The sequence below is a fragment of the Bradyrhizobium sp. U87765 SZCCT0048 genome (assembly GCF_018131225.1).
Taxonomy (GTDB): domain Bacteria; phylum Pseudomonadota; class Alphaproteobacteria; order Rhizobiales; family Xanthobacteraceae; genus Bradyrhizobium_A.
In genome coordinates this window covers 173,784-195,541 of the sequence record NZ_JAFCMM010000005.1, presented here as the reverse complement: position 1 = coordinate 195,541, position 21,758 = coordinate 173,784, and the positions used below count along the sequence as shown (strand labels likewise).

21 protein-coding genes are annotated in these 21,758 nt (G+C 68.6%); 11 read left to right on the top strand and 10 right to left on the bottom strand.

The features are described from left to right. The first annotated feature begins 51 nt into the window (after positions 1-51). Genes JQ639_RS27610 through JQ639_RS27600 form a run of 3 tightly spaced genes read left to right on the top strand, consistent with a single transcriptional unit; the run spans position 52 to position 2,691 of the window. Positions 52-855 (top strand): alpha/beta fold hydrolase, encoded by an 804-nt coding sequence (locus JQ639_RS27610; RefSeq protein ID WP_211962471.1) that lies wholly within the window; start codon positions 52-54, stop codon positions 853-855. Between the two features lie 37 nt (positions 856-892). After that, positions 893-1,336 (top strand): cupin domain-containing protein, encoded by a 444-nt coding sequence (locus JQ639_RS27605; protein WP_211962470.1) that lies wholly within the window; start codon positions 893-895, stop codon positions 1,334-1,336. Between the two features lie 50 nt (positions 1,337-1,386). Continuing rightward, entirely contained in the window at positions 1,387-2,691 is a 1,305-nt protein-coding gene (locus tag JQ639_RS27600) for an MFS transporter (RefSeq protein WP_249122817.1), read from the top strand. Between the two features lie 30 nt (positions 2,692-2,721). On the opposite strand, the gene JQ639_RS35570 is transcribed toward JQ639_RS27600, so the two are convergent. Further along, on the bottom strand, positions 2,722-2,850 hold the full coding sequence (locus tag JQ639_RS35570; RefSeq protein WP_256442910.1) for a hypothetical protein: 129 nt from the start codon (positions 2,848-2,850) through the stop codon (positions 2,722-2,724). Here JQ639_RS35570 and JQ639_RS27595 point away from each other — a divergent pair. Both JQ639_RS27595 and JQ639_RS27590 read left to right on the top strand, forming a co-directional pair. Continuing rightward, positions 2,849-3,160 carry a DUF1272 domain-containing protein gene (locus JQ639_RS27595; protein WP_211962469.1) on the top strand — a complete coding sequence of 104 codons (312 nt, stop codon included), beginning with the start codon at positions 2,849-2,851 and terminating at the stop codon, positions 3,158-3,160. The two genes, JQ639_RS35570 and JQ639_RS27595, sit on opposite strands and share 2 nt — an antisense overlap. A 131-nt stretch (positions 3,161-3,291) precedes the next feature. After that, positions 3,292-4,056 (top strand): pentapeptide repeat-containing protein, encoded by a 765-nt coding sequence (locus tag JQ639_RS27590; RefSeq protein ID WP_211962468.1) that lies wholly within the window; start codon positions 3,292-3,294, stop codon positions 4,054-4,056. A 259-nt stretch (positions 4,057-4,315) separates the two neighbouring features. Here the strand turns inward: JQ639_RS27590 and JQ639_RS27585 are convergent, their stop codons facing one another. Then, positions 4,316-5,266, bottom strand: a complete 951-nt coding sequence (locus tag JQ639_RS27585; protein ID WP_249122816.1) for a DUF1932 domain-containing protein — start codon at positions 5,264-5,266, stop codon at positions 4,316-4,318. A gap of 273 nt (positions 5,267-5,539) precedes the next feature. On the opposite strand from JQ639_RS27585, the gene JQ639_RS27580 reads away from it, so the two are divergent. Further along, positions 5,540-5,809 (top strand): hypothetical protein, encoded by a 270-nt coding sequence (locus JQ639_RS27580; RefSeq protein WP_211962466.1) that lies wholly within the window; start codon positions 5,540-5,542, stop codon positions 5,807-5,809. Between the two features lie 42 nt (positions 5,810-5,851). Here JQ639_RS27580 and JQ639_RS27575 read toward each other — a convergent pair whose 3' ends face one another. Together JQ639_RS27575 and JQ639_RS27570 are read right to left on the bottom strand one after the other, a co-directional pair. After that, entirely contained in the window at positions 5,852-7,474 is a 1,623-nt protein-coding gene (locus JQ639_RS27575) for a benzoate-CoA ligase family protein (protein ID WP_211962464.1), read from the bottom strand. Continuing rightward, complete coding sequence (locus tag JQ639_RS27570; RefSeq protein ID WP_211962462.1) at positions 7,471-8,625, bottom strand: FAD-dependent monooxygenase; 1,155 nt, start codon at positions 8,623-8,625, stop codon at positions 7,471-7,473. The genes JQ639_RS27575 and JQ639_RS27570 overlap by 4 nt, the downstream gene beginning before the upstream one ends. A gap of 73 nt (positions 8,626-8,698) precedes the next feature. On the opposite strand from JQ639_RS27570, the gene JQ639_RS27565 reads away from it, so the two are divergent. After that, positions 8,699-9,124, top strand: a complete 426-nt coding sequence (locus JQ639_RS27565; RefSeq protein WP_211962460.1) for an acyl-CoA thioesterase — start codon at positions 8,699-8,701, stop codon at positions 9,122-9,124. Between the two features lie 160 nt (positions 9,125-9,284). After that, on the top strand, positions 9,285-10,115 hold the full coding sequence (locus tag JQ639_RS27560; RefSeq protein ID WP_211962458.1) for an IclR family transcriptional regulator: 831 nt from the start codon (positions 9,285-9,287) through the stop codon (positions 10,113-10,115). A 202-nt stretch (positions 10,116-10,317) separates the two neighbouring features. Here the strand turns inward: JQ639_RS27560 and JQ639_RS27555 are convergent, their stop codons facing one another. Then, positions 10,318-11,655: an RtcB family protein gene (locus JQ639_RS27555; RefSeq protein WP_211962456.1), complete on the bottom strand. Its 1,338-nt coding sequence runs from the start codon at positions 11,653-11,655 to the stop codon at positions 10,318-10,320. 535 nt (positions 11,656-12,190) lie between these two features. Further along, entirely contained in the window at positions 12,191-12,973 is a 783-nt protein-coding gene (locus JQ639_RS27550; protein WP_211962454.1) for an SDR family NAD(P)-dependent oxidoreductase, read from the bottom strand. A 129-nt stretch (positions 12,974-13,102) separates the two neighbouring features. Between JQ639_RS27550 and amaB the strand changes: the two genes are divergently transcribed. Next, entirely contained in the window at positions 13,103-14,620 is a 1,518-nt protein-coding gene (gene amaB, locus JQ639_RS27545; protein ID WP_211962452.1) for an L-piperidine-6-carboxylate dehydrogenase, read from the top strand. 9 nt (positions 14,621-14,629) lie between these two features. Here amaB and JQ639_RS27540 read toward each other — a convergent pair whose 3' ends face one another. Next, the gene (locus JQ639_RS27540) at positions 14,630-15,247 is read right to left on the bottom strand and encodes a TetR/AcrR family transcriptional regulator (protein WP_211964862.1); all 618 of its coding nucleotides are present in this window, start codon (positions 15,245-15,247) and stop codon (positions 14,630-14,632) included. A gap of 81 nt (positions 15,248-15,328) precedes the next feature. Between JQ639_RS27540 and JQ639_RS27535 the strand changes: the two genes are divergently transcribed. Then, on the top strand, positions 15,329-16,102 hold the full coding sequence (locus JQ639_RS27535; RefSeq protein ID WP_211962451.1) for an SDR family NAD(P)-dependent oxidoreductase: 774 nt from the start codon (positions 15,329-15,331) through the stop codon (positions 16,100-16,102). Between the two features lie 243 nt (positions 16,103-16,345). Here JQ639_RS27535 and rocD read toward each other — a convergent pair whose 3' ends face one another. Further along, complete coding sequence (gene rocD / locus JQ639_RS27530) at positions 16,346-17,584, bottom strand: ornithine--oxo-acid transaminase (RefSeq protein WP_211962450.1); 1,239 nt, start codon at positions 17,582-17,584, stop codon at positions 16,346-16,348. Between the two features lie 143 nt (positions 17,585-17,727). Further along, positions 17,728-19,689: a putative bifunctional diguanylate cyclase/phosphodiesterase gene (locus tag JQ639_RS27525; protein WP_211962449.1), complete on the bottom strand. Its 1,962-nt coding sequence runs from the start codon at positions 19,687-19,689 to the stop codon at positions 17,728-17,730. A gap of 311 nt (positions 19,690-20,000) precedes the next feature. On the opposite strand from JQ639_RS27525, the gene JQ639_RS27520 reads away from it, so the two are divergent. Beyond that, positions 20,001-20,474 carry an Lrp/AsnC family transcriptional regulator gene (locus tag JQ639_RS27520; protein ID WP_211962448.1) on the top strand — a complete coding sequence of 158 codons (474 nt, stop codon included), beginning with the start codon at positions 20,001-20,003 and terminating at the stop codon, positions 20,472-20,474. Positions 20,475-20,478: 4 nt separating this feature from the next. On the opposite strand, the gene JQ639_RS27515 is transcribed toward JQ639_RS27520, so the two are convergent. Further along, entirely contained in the window at positions 20,479-21,597 is a 1,119-nt protein-coding gene (locus JQ639_RS27515; RefSeq protein ID WP_211962447.1) for an HPP family protein, read from the bottom strand. Positions 21,598-21,758 lie beyond the last annotated feature (161 nt).

Here is a 21,758-nt window from a genome sequence, read left to right as displayed (position 1 = left end):
TCCGCGCGCATTTCCGTCTCGCATCCAACGACACAAGGGGGATTCACCACCATGCAGCCCAAACGCGCGCCGTCCGGTCCGGACATGACCGGCTTCACCCGCTCCAACCACGACATCAACGGCGTCACCACCGTGGTGCACAGCATCGGCAGCGGACCGGTGATCGTGTTCCTGCACGGCACCGGCACCTTCACCGGCTTCGAAATGGCGCGCGCCTGGGCGGCGCGCCACACGGTGATCATTCCCTATCATCCCGGCTTCGGCGATTCCGACGACGCGCCCGCGCTCACGACCATCGACGACTACGTGCTGCATTATCTCGACCTGTTCGACCAGCTCGCCCTCGGCACGTTCGATCTCGCCGGCTTCTCGCTCGGCGGCTGGCTCGCCGCGGAGATCGCGATCCGCCAGCCACAGCGCGTGCGCCGCCTCGCTCTCGTCGCGCCCGCCGGCCTCGTCGTCGACGAAGCGCCGGCGCCGGGCCTGCTCGACATCACGCCGCCGGAGCTGCCGGGCTATCTCGCGCACGATCCCGCGGCGGCGCTGCACTACTTCCCCAAGGCGCCGGACGAGGCCTTCGACGCCCGCCTCGGCCGCGAGGTGATGGGCTATGCCAAACTCGTCCGCGACAACCCGCAGGGCAACCCGAAGCTCACGTACTGGCTGCACCGCCTGACCATGCCGACGCTGGTGCTGTGGGGCGCGAACGACCGCCTGCGCCCGACCGCGCAGGGCAAGGCCTGGATCGCCGGCCTGCCGCGCGGCGAACTCGCGCTGGTGCCGAACACGGGCCACCTCGTGTTCGAGGAAACGCCCGCCGCCGCCGGCCGCGTCACCGACTTTCTCGCGACCTGACCTTTCCCCTTCCCTCACACCACAACAGGATACGCTCATGATCACCATGCCCGCAGGCGTCACGCCGGCCGACGCCGGCTTCGGCGACATCGTCTGGAACATTCTCGGCCAGACCTACACGCTCAAGCAGGAGTCCGAGGACTCGATGGCCTGGCACGCGGTGTTTCCCGACGGCACCTTCGTGCCGCCGCACATTCATCCCACCCAGGACGAGTTCATCTACGTGCTGAGCGGCCGCTACGACCTGTGGCTCGACGGCAGGAATTTCGTGGCCAACACCGGCGACCTCGTGCGCATGCCCAAGGGACTGGCGCACGGCATCTTCAACAAGTCGGGCGCGACCGCGACCAGCCTGTTCTGGGTGGCGCCGACGCGCTCGCTCAAGGGCCTGTTCGAACGCATCCACAACGTGCCGGATCCGGTCGAGGTGGTCCGCATCGCCGCCGAGCATGACGTGAACTTCCTGCCGCCGCCGGCCTGACGCCACCGTCGCCCGCCGCGAAGCCCACCCCGACATCGACGAGGACGCGCATGACCATCACCGCCACCGCGGCCACCGCGCCGCACGCCACCTGGACGACCGTTGCCGACGCCGACCGCCGCCGCATCATCACCTGGCAGCGCTGGATGCTGGTGCTCGCGATCCTCTGCGAGATCTTCCTCGCCGCCGACTGGTACGCTTTCGCGGCGGTGCTGCCGTTCATCTCGCAGACGCTGAACCTCGACCCGGCGCAGGCCGGCCTCGCCCAGGGCATCTTCGCCCTGACCTACGGCATCGGCATGGTGGTGTGGTCGCCGGTCAGCCGCACCATGTCGGCGCGCCGCATGCTGCTGATCGGCCTCGCCGGCACCGGCATCGGCATGGTGCTGCAGGTGTTCGTGCAGGGCTATGTCGAGCTGGTGCTGCTGCGCCTTGTCATCGGCGTCTTCGACGCCGGCATCTTCATCGGCAACATGAAGCTGATCTTCGGCTGGTTTCCGCAGAGCCGGCGCGGCGCCGTGGTCGGCATGATCCTCGCCGCCTACAGCCTCGCCATCACCCTCGACTTCGCGCTCGGCATCCCGCTGACGCTGGCGACGAGCTGGCGGGTGTTCTTCGCGGTGCTGGCGGTCGGCACGCTGATCGTCGCCGCGCTCGACGCCCTCGTGGTGCGCAACGGCCCCGAGGAGATCGGCGTCGCCGGCTTCCGCTGGGACAGCACACCGCCGCCGGCGGCGCTGCCGCTCGGCGAGATCTTCCGCTCCAAGTGGATCGCGGTCGGCGGCCTCGGCATCGCCGCCTGCACCTTCGCCATCGCCGGCACCGCGACCTGGGTGGTGCCGGCCTACATCGCCGTGCAGCACATGCCGCCCGACGCCGGCGCCATCATCGGCACGGTGATGGGGCTGTCGCAGGTCGTGTTCCTGGTGATCGGCGGCTACATGGCCGACCGCCTCGGCAAGCTGTTCATGATCAAGCTCAGTGCGCTTCTTGCGCTCGGCACCGCCATCCTGTTCCTGTGGAGCGTGGTGACGCCGCTGGCGTTCTCGACGCTGGTGCTGTGCGCGGCGCTGAGCGGCACCGCGGTGCTCGGCGGCGGCGCGATCTTCGCGCTGATGAGCGAGAAGTACTCGGACGCGCTGGCGCCGGCCGCGATCGGCTATGCCGAGGTGTTCGGCATCCTCTCCAGCTTCGTCTCGCCCTGGCTGATGGGCGCGGTCATCGCCGCGTCGAGCGGCGCCTTCAAGGAGGCGTTCGTGGTGTTCGCGGCGATCGAGGCCGCGTTCCTGGTGCTGCTGATGGTGCTGGCGCGCGAGTCCCGCGGTGCGCCAGCGGTCGTCCGCCTCGCCGAGTAAGTCCGGCCACGGCGCGGGCGGCGGCCTCTGTCACGCCGCCCGCGCCAGCGCCTCGCCAACGATGGCGCCAAACGAGGGAATTTCGCCCTTTTCGCCCCTTGGCGACGCACCGCCGGTCTGCGACAGTCCGCCCGGACCGATCAGACGGAGCTGGCGCATGGCCCTGCAGCTGCGACCGAACTGCGAACTCTGCGACAAGGACCTGCCGCCGCATTCGGCACAGGCCGTGATCTGCTCCTACGAGTGCACCTTCTGCGCCGACTGTGCCCGCGACAAGCTGCACAACGTCTGCCCGAACTGCGGCGGCGGTTTCGCCCCCCGTCCGATCCGTCCCTCGCACGAATGGCGGCCGGGCGTCTGCCTCGACAAGCAGCCCGCCTCCGACAAGCGCGTGCGGGTGCGCTACACCCCAGAAGACCTCGCCGCCCACATCGCGCGCATCGAGGCGATCGATCCGGCGAAGCGGTAAGTTGGTGCCATTGATCCGTCCTGGCCTGTCTCGACTAGATCTGTCTTGACTTGATGCACCTTGACTTGGCCATCTTGACTTGGCCGGCTCGATCCAGAACATGCCGCCTCCGGCTCCAGAGGCAACAATCGATGGCACGCGACATTCCCGATATCGAGATCGCCCCGCAGCCGCTGGAAAGCTACTTCCAGCGCACCGATCCGATCGTCGGCCTGCGATTCGAAAAGGCGGATATCGTTGCCTTCACACTCCATGAATTGCAGTTCGAACACTGCGAATTCATCGACTGCGTGTTCGACGAATCCACCCTCCGCGGCAGTCGCTTCGCCAGTTGCCGGTTCGCCAAATGCAGTTTCAAGGAAACGCGCTTCATCGACTGCCGCTTCAGCGACAGCTCCGAATCCGGCGCCTGCGCCTGGGAGCTGTGCAACCTGTCGGAGGCCGTGTTCGAGAGCTGCAGCCTCGGCCTCAACAAGGTCACGCGATCCGTCGCCTACATGGCGACGTTCAAGGCCTGCGCCGCCATGGGCCTAGCCTTCGATGCCGACGTCCACCGCAAGGTCAGCAACCGCCTGATCATGGGCGGCGTCGCCTTCCTCGACTGCCGCCTGCAATATGCCGTCTTCGCCGGCAAGGACCTGTCGGAGAGCAAGTTCGAAAACTGCGACCTGCGCGACGCCAGCTTCGCGCGCTCCAACCTCACGGCATGCTCGTTCGTCGGCTCGGCGATCAACAACATCGATTTTACCGAGGCGTCTCTCGACCGCGCCGTGCTGTCGCGCGCCACCTTCGACGCCTTCGATTTCGGCGCGCCGCGCTCCTACGCCGGCCTGTGCATCAGCCGGGACCAGCAGGACACCGTGCTGCGGGCGTTCGGCATCGAGGTGATGGGGTAGCGCGCGCGATCGCCGTATCCCGAACTGCAGCGAGCGCGGCTGTCGCGGGGATGAGCGCGGCGATATCCGGGGCGCCACCTTTCGCAGCGCCGGTCCCGGGTGTCGCTTCGCTGACCCGGGCCACGGATCCCACCCACTGCGTCATTGCCGGCTCGACCCGGCAATCCAGCTTTCTCACAACACGGCCAAGCCCCCGAAGTTGGATCACCGGGTCAAGCCCGGTGATGACGCGGAATATGACGTGCTGCGCCTCCGCCTCTCACCCCTTCTTCAGCGTCGCGAGAATCCGATCCGCCTCGGTGCGCCAGTCGGCGCTGCGAGCAAAACCTGTCTCCCCGCGCGTGCCGAACACGCCGGCGTCGGCGAGATCGGCGACCCAGCCCTGGCGCTCGGCGGTGCCCGCCGCCGACCACGGGTTAAGACCGGCTTCACGCACGGTCTCGGCGACCTCGCGCACCTCTTCGCTGCGGCGGCGGCCATGCTCGATGACGCGCTGGAAGAAATAGGCGCCCTGCTTCTCCCAGTCGATGCCGGGAAACGTTTCCTTGAGCGAGGCCAGCACCGCATCCTCGACGCCATAGGCACGCGCCGTGGTGAAGCTCTCGATCACCATCGCCTCCAGCCCCTTGATCATGACGCTGCGGCACATCTTCACCGCCGACGCCACGCCGAGCGTGTCGCTGGACACCCTGGCATCGAAGCCGAGCGCAACCAGCAGCGGCGCCAGCTCCGCCGCGCCGGGACCACCGAGCAGCAGCGGCACGCGGATGCGATAGGGCGGCACCGAGGTCATCACCGCACCCTCAACATAGCGGCCGCCGGCGCCGTCTATCCGTGCCGCAGCGCGCTGCTTGGCGCCGGGCGAGGCGGAATTGAAGTCGAGGAACCAGGCGCCAGCCCGGATCGCCCCGGCACAGGCGTCCGCGACCCGCCCGGTCTGGCTCGCGGTCACCGCCGAGATCACGAGATCCGATCCCGCCGCCAGTTCTTCATGCGAGCCCGCGAGCCGCACGCCATGCTCGCGCGCATGGGCGCGCAGCGGATCGCCGGCCACGCCCTCGAGCTTGATATCGTAGGCGCTGACGGCAATGCCTTCCTTGTGGAGATCCTCAGCAAGAATACGGCCGACCTCGCCGTAGCCGACCAGACCGACCTGCCACTGTTTCGGGTTCGCGGACACGGAATTGGAGGATTTCAGATCGGAGGACATGCGGCACATCACCATCGGAGAGCGAACGATCGTGCCCAACCTAGTCGCTCGCGCCGGATGAAACCATAGCCGGATCGGCGACGCGGTTGCGCCGGGGACATGCCTTCGTTCTCCCGCCCCCTCCACGATCCTCCTCTTCCCTCATGGTGAGGAGCGGCCCGCAGAGCCGCGTCTCGAACCATGAGGCGGAGGCGGCGCGAACGTTGCCATGACCGCGCGGGCCTCATCCTTCGAGACGCCCGCTGCGCGGGCTCCTCAGGATGAGGAGAAAGGTTGCGCGCTTTCGCAAAGCCCACCACACCCATCGCGTCATTGCCGGGCTTGACCCGGCAATCCAGCTTCTCTCTATCCCGCACGAGCCTCGTGAAGCTGGATCACCGGGTCGCGGCGCTCCGCGCCGGCCCGGTGATGACGCAGAATATCAGGAAACGCTCCCCACAACGTCATTCCGGACGCCGCAAAGCAGCGATCCGGAATCTCGACGGTTCAGCAAGATTGGCGGCCGAGCTTGCGGGTCCGTCGCTGCGCGACGGCCCGGAATGACCCGGAGATATGCGGCTGTGCTGTCGTACGTCTTGAGCGCCGCTACAGCGTCAACAGCCGCTGCCGGTCGATCTTGCCCGTGCCGGTCTTCGGCAGCTCGTCGACGAAGACCACCTGCCGCGGGTACTTGTAGGGCAAGAGCTTGTCCTTGACGTAGTCCTGCAGCAGGCGCGTTGCCGCCTCCGGCTCGGCGTCGCGGTCGTTGAGCACGACGATGGCCTTGAGCGTCATGCGACGGTCAGGCAATTCCAGCGCCAGCACCGCGCATTCGCGCACCGCCGGATGCTCGGCGAGGCACAGCTCGACCTCCAGCGGATAGACCCACTGTCCCGAGATCTTGATGAGATCGTCGGCGCGACCGCGAAAGAAATGAAAGCCCTCGGCATCGCGCACGAAGCGGTCGCCGGTGTAGATCCAACCGCCATCGCGGATGGTCTCGGCGGTCTTGTCCGGCCGGTTCCAGTACAGCGGCGTGTTGGAATCGCCGCGCACCCACAAGATGCCTTCTTCGCCATCACTGACCTCGCGGCCATACTTGTCGCGCAGCATCACCTCGTAGCCGGGCACGCGCAAACCGGCCGAACCCAGCTTCTTCGCGGTGACGCGGTTGGACAGATAGATGTGCAGCACCTCGGTCGATCCCAGCCCCTCGACGATCTCCAGCCCGCTCAGCGCCTTCCAGGCATTGAATACCTCGGCGGAGAGCACCTCCGCGGCCGACAGCGCAAGCCGCAGCGACGAGAAGTCCGCGTCGCGCGCGCCATCCGCCTTGGTCAGTGCGGTGTAGAGCGTCGGCAGGCCGAAGAACACGGTCGGGCGGAAGCGACCGAGCGCGGCAAAGATCGCTTCGGGTTTCGGCTGGCCCGGCAGCAGCAGCGTCGCCGCGCCGGCGGCAAACGGAAACGTAACGGAGTTGCCGAAGCCATAGGCGAAGAACATCTTCGGCACCGAGAAGCAGATGTCGCCGGGCTTCAACTCAAGCACCGGCCGCCCGAACGCCGCATCGGTGTAGGCCATGTCGTGCTGGAGATGGACGATGCCCTTCGGCCGCCCGGTCGAGCCGGACGAGTACATCCAGAACGCCATCTCGTTGCGATGGGTGTCGGCTTCCGCAAGCTCGGTCGCAAAGCCCTGAAGCCAGCCGTCGGCGTGCAGGGTGCGGCCGACCGCATGGCCGGCCGGCGCGCCGTTGACGACGACGAGTGTCGCGAGCTGCGTGTCGGCACAGGCGACGGCATCGAAGCGCGCGGTGAACTCGGCATCCGCCACGGCGACACGGGCGCCGGAATCGGCGAGATAGAACTGCAGCAGGTCCGGCGGCGTCAGCGTGTTGATGAGCAGCGGCACGAAGCCGGCGCGCACCGCGCCGAAGAACGCCGCGGGATAAGCCGGGGTATCGTCGAGGAACATCAGGATGCGGTCGCCGCGGGCGAGCCCAAGCGACGCAAAGCCATGGCCCCAGCGCGCTGCGTCCGCGCACAATTCGGCGTAGGTGCGCGTGCCGGCAGGGCCAGTCAGCGCCAGCGCGTCGCCGCGGCCGGCGGCGAGATTGTCAAAGATGATGCGGCTGGCGTTGTAGCGCTCCGGCATCTCGAAACCGATCTCACGGACACCGGCGCTGTCCGCCGGCACCTGGTCGGCGATGAGCGTGGGCGAACTGGTCATCGATTGTCTCCTGCCTGGCGCGCCGCACCATGCGCGGCGTCGTAACGCGCCATGAACTGCGGTGCCATCGCCCGCAGCCGCGCATCGTCGATGCGGCCGGAGCGCGTGATGTAGCTGTGGCCGAAATCCGCCAGCGGCAGCGCCATGTGCTCGGGGAAGCGGTCGTACCAGTCGGCGCTGGCGCGCGCGGCGGTGACCAGCTTGTGCACGATCGGCTTGCGCGCGGCCTGATATTGCGACAGGCCCGCCGGCAGATCGCCGTCCGCCGCCTCCAGCGCCTTCATCAGCGCAATGGCGTCCTCGATCGCAAGGCGCGTGCCCGAACCGATCGAGAAATGCGCCGAGTGCAGCGCGTCGCCGATCAGCACGATGTTGCGGAACGACCAACGCTCGTTCCAGATCCATGGAAAATTGCGCCAGATCGAGCGGTTCGACACCAGCGGCTGGCCGTCGAGCACGGTCGCAAAGACCTGCTCGCAAATCGCCTGCGATTCCTCCACAGTCTTGTCGGCGAATCCGTAAGCGTCCCAGGTGGCGCGGTCGCATTCCACCAGGAACGTGCTCATGGTCGGCGAGTAGCGGTAGTGATGGGCGTTGAAATGGCCGCGATCCGTGGCAATGAAAGTCTGCGACAGCGTCTCGAACCGTTTCGTGGTGCCGTACCAGGCGAACTTGTTGGCCGAGTAAGACAGCGACGTGCCGAAATCGCCTTCGAAGCCGCGGCGCACCAGCGAGTTGAGGCCATCAGCGGCGACGATGAGATCGAAGCCTGCGAGTTCGTCGAGCGACTGCACCGTGTGCTGGTGACGCATCATGACGCCGGCTGCTGCCGCGCGCTGCTGCAGCAGCGTGAGCAGTTCCAGCCGGCCGATGGCGGAAAAGCCAACGCCGTCGATCTGAAGGCTCTCGCCGCGCAGCGTCAGGGTGATGTTGGACCAGCGCTCCATGCGAGGGGCGATGGCGTCGACCGTTTCGGGATCGTCGGCGCGCAGGAAATCGAGCGCCTGGTCGGAGAACACGACGCCGAAGCCCCAGGTGACCCCGGTCGGGTTCTGCTCGAACAGCACGACCTCGTCGCCGGGGTGCCGGCTCTTCCAGAGATAGGCGGCATAGAGGCCTCCCGGCCCTCCGCCCAGCACCGCCATGCGCATGTGCGCCTCCCCAAATTTTTGACATTGTGAAATTCATTCCTCAATATACAAAAATACACCACGAGGCAAGCCGATGTTCAAGACCAGCCTGACGATCGAATGGGGCGACTGCGACGAAGCCGGAATCGTCTTCTACCCCAACTACTTCTATTGGCTGGACAGCAGCTTCCAGCGGCTGTTGCGGGCGCGCGGCCTGAGCCAGCGCGAGGTGCGCAAGCGCTTCGGCGCGGTGACGCCGATCGTGCAGGCCCATGCCGACTTCAAGTCGCCGGCGCGCTACGACGATGTGCTCGATATCGAGGTCACGGTGGCGCTGGAGCGCGAGCGGCGGTTCAAGGTGGACTACCGCTTCAGCACCGGCGGCCGCCTCGTCGGCACCGGCCACGAGGTGCGCGCCTGGGCGCTGATCGACGCCGAGGGCGGCCTCAAGGGTGCGGCGGTCGATCCGCAGTTCTGGGCAATGCTGACGGCGGAAGACGGCACGCCAAAGGAAAGCTAGAGAAGGTGTCGTACCGTCATTCCGGGGCGTCGCGCAGCGACGAACCTGGAATCTCGACGAAGAGCCTTGCCGCAACCTCGAGATTCCGGATCGCCGCTGCGCGGCGTCCGGAATGACAAGGAAGCAAGTCAGAACTCAGCCTGTTTCCGAAAGCCCGACCATGCGCCCACCGAAGACGAAAGACCTCGCCGAAACCGCTGCCGACGACACCGCGGGAGCCGAAGGCGACGACGCGCCGGCGGCGCGGCGCGGCATCCAGTCGGTCGAGATCGGCCTGCGCGTGCTCGCGGCGCTCGCCGCCGAACCGCAGGCCGCGACGCTCGGCGCCGTAGCCAAGCGCGCCGATCTCTCCGCCTCGCAGGCGCATCGCTATCTCGCCAGCCTCATCGCATCCGGCATGGCGCGCCAGGATGAAGCATCCGGCCGCTACGATCTCGGCGCCCAGGCGATCCAGATCGGCCTTGCGGCGCTGGCGCGCACGGATGTGTTCGCGCAGGCCGATCCCGCCATCGCCGAGTTCACCCGCGAGACCGGCCGCTCGACGCTGGTGGCGGCGCGCGGCCCGCTTGGCCCGACCATCGTGCGCTGGCACGCCGGGCGCACGCCGGTGATCACCTCGCTCGCGGTCGGCTCGGTGCTGCCGCTGCTCGGCTCCGCCACCGGCCACGCCTTCCTCGCCTTCATGGGCGAGGAAGAACGCATCGGAGCGGTGGCACAAGCGAAGGCCGACGATCCCCGCGCGCCCGACATCGACGTCGCCGCGGTCCGCGACAACGTCCGCCGCACCATGTCGGCGTCGGTGGACGAACTGCTCATCCCCGGCCTGCGCGCCACCGCGGTGCCAATCCTCGACATCCAGGGCCGCGCCGCGCTGGTGGTCACGGTGATGGCGACGCCGGCCTTCAACCGCGACGACGACGCCGCGATCCTCGGCAAGCTTCAGGCGACGTGCCGCGCCCTGACCGAAGGCCTCGGCGCACGCTGGCAGTAGCTCCTCTTCCCTCATTGGCACGAACGTCCTCCTCATGGTGAGGAGCGCGGCGCAGCCGCGCGTCTCGAACCATGAGGCCGTGAAGCGCACGCGTGCAGCGGGCCTCATCCTTCGAGACGCCTGCTGCGCAGGCTCCTCACGATGAAGAGCGAGGCTGAAGAACGCGCGCCGCTCCAAACCCGAAACAGCGCGCATTCCCTGTTCAATCCTTGAACGGATCGAACTCGCCCTCGCCGGCCATCACCACCGCGAACGGCCGCAGCGTGTGCAGCACGCGCACGGTGCCGGCATGCTCGGCGATCACCTCCGGCAGGCGGCGGTACGCCATCGGGCTTTCGTCGAGATCGGCGCCGATCAGCGTGACGCCGCGCTCGCGCAACCAACCGTCCATGGCCTCGCGGGTGAAGCGCCGCTTGGCCTCCTTGCGGCCGAACAACCGGCCGGCGCCGTGCACCGTCGAGTAGAACGACGCCCGCGCGTCCGCGCTGTCGACACCCTCGATGATGACGGCGTCGTCGCCCATCGAGCCACCGACGAAGCCGCGCTGGCCGGGAAAGGCCGGCGTCGCGCCCTTGCGCACCACCCAGAGGTCGACGCCGCCATGGGTCTCGCGCCACGCATAGTTATGGTGGTTGTGCACCATGTCGGTGACCGCGCCGCCGATGATCCGGCGGACGCGCTCCACCACCCACTCGCGGCCGGCATACGAATAGCGGCCCGCGAGCTCCATCGCGGCGATGTAGCGCCGGCCAAGCTCGCTGTCTTCGTCGATCACCGCGGGCCGCACGTTCATGCCGTCCTTGCCGCCGGCCGCCTTGAGGTAATGCGTCGCGCTGGTGTGGCCAAGGCCACGGCTGCCGAAGTGCACGCCGATCCAGACATGGCCGGCCTCGTCGCGCATGAGGTCGACATAATGGTTGCCCGATCCGACGGTGCCGAGCTGCGTCAGCGCCTTCGACCGGTAGGCCTCCATGTCGGATGCCTTCCACGCGTCGCCGTCGTCGAACAGGTCGTGCTCGACGCGCTCGCTGTTGGAGCGGCCGATGCCGAACGAGATGACCCGCGCGATGTCGTGCACGATCTCCCCGATGCGGTCCTCGATCGCCGCGAACGTCGTGTCGAGGCGCACGGCCATATTGCCGCAGCCGATATCGAAGCCGACGCCGGAGATGCTGATCTGCTTCTCGTAGGCGATGACGCCGCCGACGGGCTGGGCGTAGCCGAGATGACCATCGGCGCACACCACGCCGCCAACCACGTTGCCGATCGCCATGCAGTTGCGCATCTGCGCGAGCGTGGCGGCATCGTGCGTTCCGAACACCTTGAGCGGCGCGCTCTGGAACCGGGCATCCTGCGGCCGATGGGTCGCAATGCCTTCGGCGATCGCGTCGAGTTCGCGCGCCATCTTCTCCTTCTGCGCCGCATCACGGTACAGGCACCACGCCGGCATGCCACGGCCCTCGCCGACCCGCGAGTCGGGATCGACGCCGGCGGCGATGCACAGTTCGCGCGCTCGCTCCATATGGGGATCAGGACGCATGACAATCTCCTCCTGCAAAATACGAATGGGAAAATCCTCCGGCCACGAGCCAGCGCGCCGCGCGAACCGGGACAGATGAAAGGGGGTTGCGGCGCATATCGCTGCGCACACGCGATCCAACGTCGCCTGACGACGACGCGACGGTGCTGGATATTGAAAAACCGGATGGCCGGGTGAAACGATTGCGGGCCATGAGCCCCTCCGCCGAATGGCAGAGAGCTATGCCCGCCTGCCCGCTATTTTCGAGGTGATATGCCGGAGTACACGAGGGAGCGCGTTCCGGATGCAGTCAGCGCTTTCGCCCGATACGCGCATGACGGCGCGCCGACCGGCGCGAGCCGGCGACGTTGGATCCGTGCGTTTTTCTGCGAGCGAAGCGTGCTCATGTGGTCCTCGGAATGGCGGCGCCATTTTTCAGGGGCGGATTGATGCGCCGATTTTTCATACCCGTCAAGGGAGCGCAGCGGCGGAAAGACAAACGGCGCCGTCTCCTGCGAGACGGCGCCGTGCAGACGACAACACGCCGATACCGCGATCAGAACACGCTGTAGCCGCCGTCGATCACGATCGTATCCGCGGTGTGATAGGCCGACGCGCGGCTCATCAGGTAGACGGCGATCCCTGCGAAATCCTCCGGCGTGCCGAAGCGGCGCACCGGAATCCGCGGCATGACGTTGGCCATGAACCTGTCGTTGGCCTGCAGGCCACCCGTCATTTCGGTGTCGATCCAGCCCGGCAGGATGGCGTTGGCGGTGATGCCGAAGCGCGCGTGCTCGACGGCGAGCGCCTGGATCAGCGAATTGATCGCCGCCTTGGAGGCGGCGTAGTGCTCGTTGCGCGCGGTGCCGAACAGCGACGCCATGCTGGAGGTCGCGACCAGGCGGCCGAACCCATCGCCCTGCCCCGCGCGCGCGATCATGTGGCGCACCACCGGCTGGAAAGCGTGGAACACGCCGTCGAGATTGACCGCGAACATCCGCCGCCAGTCGTCGGCGGTGCGATCGGCGAACGCGGTGCGGCCACCGCCGCCGATGCCGGCGTTGGCGAAACAGCCATCGATGCGGCCGAACGCATTGAGGGTCGCGTCGGTGGCGGCGATCGCGGCATCGCGATCCGACACGTCGCAGACCTGCGCCTGCACCTTGTCGCCGAGCTTGCGCAGCCGCGCCAGCGCAGCTGTGTTCTTCTCGGCGTTGCGGCCCCAGATCGACACCGCACAGCCATGGGCCACCAGCGCCTCGGCGATGCCGAGCCCGATACCGCCGTTGCCGCCGGTGACCACGGCGACGCGGCCCGAAAGATCAAACATCTTTGTCATGAATCTGTCCTGTTTCCTCTCCAGCCCGCTTTATCCCATTGCCGCGCCGTGGCCGGCAAGCCTTTGCAGCGGCGAGCGCCGCATCGTGATAGACTGCGCCGATCACGTCCCCCATTGCCGGGCTTCGCCATGACCCTTGCCGCGCGTGTCACGTCCATCCTGCAGAATTTCGGCGTTCCCGCCGACCGCATCAGCGGCGCCGGCCGCGCCGTGCACTCGCCGCTGACCGGCGCGGTGATCGGCCATGTCGCCGACGCCACCGCGACCGAAGTCGACGTCGCCATCGCCGCCGCGGAACAGGCGTTCCACGCCTGGCGCGAGGTGCCGGCGCCGCGGCGCGGCGAGCTGGTGCGCCTGATCGGCGCGGAGCTGCGCGCGGCCAAGAGCGATCTCGGTGCACTCGTCACCATCGAGGCGGGCAAGATCGCCTCCGAGGGCCAGGGCGAAGTGCAGGAGATGATCGACATCTGCGACTTCGCCGTCGGGCTGTCGCGCCAGCTCCACGGCCTCACCATCGCCAGCGAGCGGCCCAACCATCGCATGATGGAGCAGTGGCACCCGCTCGGCCCGGTCGGCATCATCACCGCCTTCAACTTTCCTGTCGCGGTGTGGGCGTGGAACGCGGCGCTGGCGCTGGTGTGCGGCGACCCCGTGATCTGGAAGCCATCGGAGAAGACGCCGCTGACCGCGCTCGCGGTGCAGGCGCTGGTCGATCGCGCGCTGAAGCAATTCGGCGACGCGCCGAAGGGACTGTCGGCGGTGCTGACCGGCGGCCGCGAGGTCGGCGAGCGCCTTGTCGACGATGCCCGCGTGCCGCTGGTGTCGGCGACCGGCTCGACGGCGATGGGCCGTGTCGTCGGCCCGCGCCTCGCGCAGCGCTTCGGCCGCGCCATCCTCGAGCTCGGCGGCAACAACGCGGCGATCGTCTGCCCGTCGGCGGATCTCGACCTCGCGCTGCGCGCCATCACCTTCGCCGCTGTCGGCACCGCAGGGCAGCGCTGCACCACGTTGCGGCGGCTGTTCGTGCATCGCGGCGTCCACACCGCACTGCTCGACAAGCTGAAGCGCGTCTATGCCGGCCTGCCGATCGGCAATCCGCTCGACAATGCACGGGTGCTGATCGGTCCGCTGATCGATGGCGACGCCTTCAGCCGCATGCAGGGCGCGCTGGCGCGCGCACGCCAGAGTGGCGGCACGGTGACCGGCGGTGCGCGCGTCGCCGGTGACCTCGGCGCGGAAGCCTATTACGTGACGCCGGCCCTCGTCGAGATGCCGCAGCAGACCGGCCCCGTGCTCGACGAGACCTTCGCGCCGATCCTCTATGTCATGCCCTACGACGATCTCGGCGAAGCCGTGCGGCTGCACAACGCGGTGCGCCAGGGCCTGTCGTCGTCGATCTTCACCAGCGACCTGCGCGAGGCCGAAGCCTTCGTCGCCGCCGCGGGGTCGGACTGCGGCATCGCCAATGTCAACATCGGCCCGTCGGGCGCGGAAATCGGCGGCGCATTCGGCGGCGAAAAGGACACCGGCGGCGGTCGCGAGGCCGGTTCCGACGCCTGGAAGGCGTACATGCGCCGCCAGACCAGCACGGTGAACTACGGCCGCGACCTGCCGCTCGCCCAGGGCGTCACCTTCGACATCGGCTGAGGCGCGGCGTCAGCGCTGCGGCGGCGCGACGCGCGCCACCGCGTCGCTCGCCAGCGACTGGATCAGCGCGCATGCCGCCGCCGTCGAACGGCCGTCCGCGGTCAACGCGGCGAAGAAGGCATGCCCGGTGAGGGCAAACAGCACGTCGACGAGATCGCGCGCCGCGCGGGCGCCGCTGCGGCCGGCGATGCGGCCGACCAGCACGGCGAGCGCCTGCCGCCGCCGCGCGTTGCGCGCCGCGAGGCTGTCCGCGAGTTCGGGATCGGCGATCGCCTCCGCTTCCAGCCGCGCCATCGCCGCACGGCGAAAATCCCAGAACGCACAGAAAATCGTAATCAGCCGGTCGAGCCCGGCGCGCGGATTGCCGTCCGCCATCGCTTCCGCCAACTGCCCCAGCCCGCCGCGTTGCGCGAGATCGTCGAACACCGCTTCCAGCAGCGCCCGACGCGAGCCGAACTGATTGTAGACGGTGAGCCGCGTCACGCCGGCGGCTTTCGCCACGGCATCGAGCGACACCGGGCCGCTGTCCGCCGCCGCGAGCAGAGCGGTCGCGGCGTCGACGAGGCGCGCACGAGTCCGCGCCGCGGCCTCGGTGCGTTGCGGGCTGCGATAGGTCCGCGATGCCAGGCGATTGACTCCTCAAATTGACTATACGATATGTATATCTAATTTTATGCAGGTTCAATGTCAGTTGCGTGGAGTGTTCAGATGCTGCGGTTCCCGATCTATCCCGATCTCGCCGGCAAGGTGGCGTTCGTCACCGGAGGTTCCGGCGGCATCGGCGCCGAGACCTGCCGCTGGCTCGCCGCGAACGGTGCGCGTGTGGCGGTCGGCGGCCGTGACACTGCGGCGCTGGCGCGCATCACCGACGACATGGCGAAAGGCGGCGCGGAGGTGATGGCGGTCGCGGCCGACTGCACCGATGCCGCCGCGCTCGACCACGCCCGCGCCACGATCACGGCGCGCTTCGGCGCAGTCGACGTCCTCATGGCATTCGCAGGCGGCGGCACCGCCCGGCCCGCGCCGGTGCACGAGACGCGCGAGGACGACTGGCGCTCGGCCCTCGACCACAATCTCACCGCGACCTTCCTGACACTGAAGACCTTCCTGCCGGCGATGCGCGAGCGGCGCTCCGGCGCGATCGTCACCATGGCGTCGACCGCCGGCCGCGCCGCGTCGGCGGCGTCCTCGGCTTATGCGTCGGCGAAAGCCGGCGTGATCATGCTGACGCGCCATCTGGCGCAGGAGGTCGGCCCGTTCGACGTCCGGGTGAACTGCGTGTCGCCGTCGGCGATCCTCACCGAACGCACCGCGCGCCACATGCCGGCGGAGCAGCGCGCCACCATCGCCGCGCTGCATCCGCTGAATCGGCTGGGCACACCCGCCGACGTCGCCGGCGCGGCGCTGTTCCTCGCCTCGAGCAGCGCCGCATGGATCACCGGCTCGACCCTCGACATCGCGGGTGGACGCCTGATGCATTGAAGGCGGATTGGCTCGGGGGTGTGGATGGGCTTGGATCGAAGCACAAATCCGTCACCCTGAGGTGGCCATGCAAAGCATGGCCCTCGAAGGGCGACGGCCCGAGCGGCAGCTCAGCGGCCGTGCATCCTTCGAGGCTCGCAGAGCCTGTCATCGGGCCGCGCTTTGCGCGGACCCGTTGGCTCGCATCTCAGGATGACGGATTGAAGCCTGACGCCGACCATCATCACTGCACCAAGCCTGCCATCACTTCGCCGGCGCCGCCTCGCGTGAGGTGTCCGCAGCCAGCGGCACCGCGGCGTCGAGCACCTCGGCGAGACGGTCAACCGCCCAGTCGATCTGTCGTTCGTCGATGATCAGCGGCGGCGCGAGGCGGATGGTGTTGCGGTGGGTGTCCTTGGTCAGCACGCCGGCGTCGAGGAGACCATGCACGACATCGGCGGCGGCGACGTCGCGGCGCAGTTCGACGCCGACGAACAGGCCGCGGCCGCGCACCTCGACGATCAGCGGATTGTTGATCGCCTGCAGCCGTCGCATCAGATGCGCGCCTCTCTCCGCCGAGCGCTCCACCAGCCGCTCCTCGACCAGCAGATCGAGCGCGGCGAGGCCGACCGCGGCGGCGATCGGGTTGCCGCCGAAGGTGCTGCCGTGATCGCCCGGCCTGAACACGTCCATCACCGCGCCGCGGCCGAGGAACAGCGACACCGGCAGCAGGCCGCCGCCGAGCGCCTTGCCGAGGATCAGGCCGTCCGGCGTGACGCCGTCGTGCTGGCAGGCGAGCAACCGCCCGGTGCGGCCGAGGCCGCTCTGCACCTCGTCGCAGATCAGCAAGACATTGCCGGCGCGGCAGATTGCGGCGACTTCGGCGAGGTAGCCGTCCGGCGGCACGTTGATGCCGCCCTCGCCCTGCACCGGCTCGACCAGGAACGCCGCGGTCTCCGGCGTGATCGCCGCGGCAAGCGCGGCGGCGTCGCCGAACGGCACATGGCGGAAGCCGGCCGGGAACGGACCGAAGCCGTCGCGGTACTGCGGCACGGTGGAGAAGCCGACAATGGCAATGGTGCGGCCGTGGAAATTGCCGTCGGCGACGATGATCTCGGCGCGATCGGCCGGCACGCCCTTGACCTTGTAGGCCCACTTGCGCGCCGCCTTGAGCGCGGTCTCGACCGCCTCCGCGCCGCTGTTCATCGGCAGCGCCGCATCCATGCCAGTCAGTTCGCAGGCGCGCGCCAGGAACGGACCGAGGCGATCGCTGAAATAGGCGCGCGAGATGGTGTCGAGGCGACTGGCCTGCGCCGTCAGCGCCGCGATCAGGCGGGGATGGCAATGGCCGAACGACACCGCCGAATAGGCGCCCATCATGTCGAGATAGCGACGGCCCTGCGCATCGAAGAGATAGACGCCGTCACCCCGCACGAGGGTGACCGGCAGCGGGGCATAGTTCGTGGCGCCGAACCGCGCCTCGAGGCTGGCGAGATCACGCACGACGCACCTCCTTTGCCGGGAGCGGTCGTTTGGAGCAGCCGATCGGGAGGCCGAATCAGCCGCAGCTCCCAGACGTCACTTATAAAGGAAATATAGGCAGCCCGGTGCACGCTGCGAGAGGCGCGTGCAGGAATTTCAATGCTTCAGGCGGCGTGCCCGGTCTTCGGCCGATCGGCGGTGAGCAGCGCCGACACCTCGGCCGCCGGCATCGGCCGGCCGATCAGGTAGCCCTGCACCTCGTCGCATCCGGCGTCGCGCAGCGCGTCGAGCTGCGGCGTGGTCTCGACGCCCTCGGCGACCACGCCGATGCGCAGATCCTGCGCAAGACCAATCACCGAACGGACGATGGCGGCGCAATCCGGCCGGGTCAGCATGTCGCGAATGAACGACTGATCGATCTTGATGCGGCTGAACGGCAGCTTGCGCAGGTAGGTCAGCGAGGAGAAGCCGGTGCCGAAATCGTCGAGCGCCAGCGTAACGCCGAGGGCGAGCAGCGCATCGAGCACCGAGGGCGCCGCGCCCGACTTCGACAGCAGCATCGATTCCGTCATCTCGATCTCGAGGCGATGCGGCGCCACGCCGGCATCCGCCAGCGCACGCACCGCAGTCTGCAGGATGCCGGTGTTCTGCAGCTGCACCGCCGAGACATTGACGGCAACGCGGATGTCCTGCGGCCAACGCGCCAGCGTCGTGCACGCCTCGCGGATCACCCAGTCGCCGATGCCGTGGATGAGGCCGGTCTCCTCGGCGATCGGAATGAACTCCGCCGGCGAGACGAGGCCGCGCACGGGATGATGCCAGCGCGCCAGCGCCTCGACACCGGCGATGCGCCCGGTTCGCAGATCGAGGAAAGGCTGATAGACCAGCGCCAGCTCGCCCCGCGCCACCGCCTGCTCGAGATCGCGCACCAGCGCGCGGCGCTCGCGGGCGGCGATGTCGTCGCCCGGCGCGAAGAACTCGATGGTGCCGCTGCCGGCGCGCTTGGCGCGGTACAGCGCCATGTCGACATGCTTGAACAGATCGTTGGCGGTCGTGCCGTCGCGCGGCGCCAGTACGATGCCGATGCTGGTGGCGCCGGCGATCTCGCGCTCGTCGATGCGGAAGGGATCGGCGAAGGCGGCGACGATGCGCTCGGCGATGGCGAGCGCATCTTCCGGCTTGGTCAGGCCGGTCGCGATCAGCGCGAACTCGTCGCCGCCGATGCGCGCGGCGAAATCGCCCTCGCCGGTGCAGCGCCGCAGCCGCGCCGCCACCTCGACGAGGAAGCCGTCGCCGACCGGATGGCCGTACTGGTCATTGATCTGCTTGAAGCGGTCGAGGTCGAGAAGAAGGATCGCGAACTCAGCGCCGCCCGGCAGCAACCGCGCAAGGCAGGCATCGAGCCGCTCGTTGAAGGCGAACCGATTGGGCAGCCGCGTCAACGGATCCTGGCGCACCGCCTTCGCCGTCTCGATCTGGCGGACGAGGCTGGCGGAAAATTCGAACGCGTAGGCGAACACGCCGCGCAGCAGCACCCCGACATAGAGCAGGATCAGCGCGACCATCAGCAGAGAGATGAAGTCACCGATCCGCCCCAGGCTGACGACGGCGCCAAGAAAGATCGGGCCGATGAAGCCGACCGCGGCGACCGGAATGGTGGCGAAGGCGAGCGCGCCGCCGGCGAGCATGCCGGCGCACAGGCAGGTGATGACGAGCTGGCCGCCCTGACCGGCGCCGGCGAAGAAATACAGCGGCAGCAGCGCCCAGACGCAGCCGAGAATGAAAGCGTTGCGCACCAGGCGATGAATGGTGCGGCGCGACACCGACGTCGGCTTGGTGATGCGCCAGCTGCCGCGGCCCTTGAGCAGGGTCAGCAGCACGGTGCCGATCACCGCCGAGCTCCACAGCGCCGCCGGCCAGCGCAGCGGCGTGGTCCACAGCGCCAGCACCAGTACCAGCGCGTTGCCGGCATTGGCCAGCATGATGCCGGGCGCATGGCGCAGCACCAGCGCAACCTGTTCGGCGCGAATGGCGCCGGCGGCGTCCTCGTCGGCCTGCGGTCCGCCGAAGGCGGCGAGATCACCGGCAAGCAGCTTCGAAACGTCCACGCGTGATGGCGTTCGCATTGTCACCCCGAGCGCCGGTTCTCCCGAGCCTCCCACCGGCACCCGTACCGTCGCCGGTATTCTTTGAGGAAACATGAACCGGCCGGCTGCCCGCGCCGGGCCGGCGCCGCCATGGCGCACCGCAGCGCCCGAGTTCCATGTCATGGCTAACAAAGGCTGACCGAAACGGCTCCGGGGCGGCAGCCTCGCCTCTCCGGCGGGCGCCAGCGACGCCCGCAACGGCCACGGCGGCAACGAGCGGCGCGATTTACAACGCCGGAAACACCCTTTAATCGCTTACCCTTCCCTTTGCGTCGGCGTCCGGGAGAGCCATGGCCAAAATCGTTCTCGACCAGTTCGATCGCCGGATCATCGCCGAGTTGCAGAAGGACGCCCGCATCACCAACGTCGCACTGGCCGAGAAGATCGGGCTGTCCCCGCCGCCGTGCCTGCGCCGGGTCAAGCGGCTGGAGGACGAGGGCGTGATCCGCGGCTGGCGGGTCGAGCTCGACCGCAAGGCGCTCGATCTCGGCACCACCGTGTTCGTCGGCGTCAAGTACGACCGGCCGCAGGACATCGAGGGCAGCGCCTTCGTCGCCTCGATCGGCGCGTGGCCGGAAGTGCTGTCCTGCCAGCTGGTGTCCGGCGACATGGACTTTCTCCTCGAGGTCGTGGTCGCCGACCAGGAGGCCTATCAGCGCTTCCTGTTCGAGAAGCTGCTCAAGGTGCCGCACGTCAAGGACGTGCGCTCCAACTTCGCCATCAAGACCTACAAGAACAGCGGACAGCTGCCGGTCGAAGACTAGGGCGCTACGCCACCGCGGCCTGGAGGCCGGCGCGTGCCATGGCAGCGAGAAGATCGGTCTGGGTGACGACGCCGATCGCCCGCCGCTCCTCGTCGACGACAATCACCGCATGGGTGCGGCCATCGGTCAGCGGCGCGAGCAAACGCAACGCCGGCGTTTGGGGCTGCGTGGTCCGTGCCGGCGCCATCAGGTCGCTGATGCGGGCACCGGGACGGGACAGCTCGCGCAGGCCGACGATGCCGACCACCCGTTCGTCGCGATCGAGCACCGGCAGCGATCGCATGCCGTGATCGATCAGCAGGGCGCGCGCCGCGGCCGGCCCGGCGCTCTCGCCGACGACAACGACGTCGCGCGACATGATGTCGGCGCACACCAGCGCACCATGGCGTCGTTCCAGCGCGCGCTGCTCGACCCGGCGCAGCAGACGGTCGAGATCGGCGCGATCGATATCGAAGGCCTCGCCGAAGTCGTTGAGCGCGCCATCGATGTCCTCGGAGCGAAAGCCGCTGCGAAGCGTCGTCGGCCTGTCGGCGATGCCATGGAGATGCACGACGGCGGACGCGCGATGCGGATAGGCGTGGCGGGTGAAGCGATGGAACAGCCAGCCCAGCGCGACCAGCACCGCACAATTGAGTGCGACCGGCACCAGCGGAAACAGCCACCCGGCGCTCGCCACCGCCGGGCCGCCGAACACCGCCGTGAGCGCCACGGCACCGCCCGGCGGATGCAGGCAGCGCGCCAGCGACATCGCCGCGATGGCGAACGCGGCGGCGACCGCCGCCGCCAGCAGCGGATCGCCGATCAGCCGCGCCACCACGATGCCGACAAAAGCCGACAACGTGTTGCCGCCAATGATCGCCCACGGCTGCGCCAGCGGACTCGCCGGCACCGCGAACAACAGCACGGCCGACGCACCGACCGAGGCGACGAGCAGCGGCGCGCCGCCGCCATGGCCGAAGCCGAACGTGCAGATCGCGCCGGTGAGACCCACCGCCAGCAGCGCGCCGGCGCAGGCGATCAGCCGGTCGCGCAGCGTCGCGCCGGGCAGCGCCGGTGCGAGCGTTTCGAGGGCTCGGCGCCAGCGCGTCGCGCGCGGCGTTGCCGGGAGGGGATCAGACGTCACGATGTTCCGGAAATGAAACTGCCCGGGGCGCGCGGCATGGCGACCGGCTTGCGGGCGCGCGCCACGCTGCGCACGCGGCGGGACCCTGTTCCATCCATGCGGGGAACGCAACTGCCAAAAGCGCGGCGGGCCCCCGAAAAAATCTCATGCGGATCCATCTC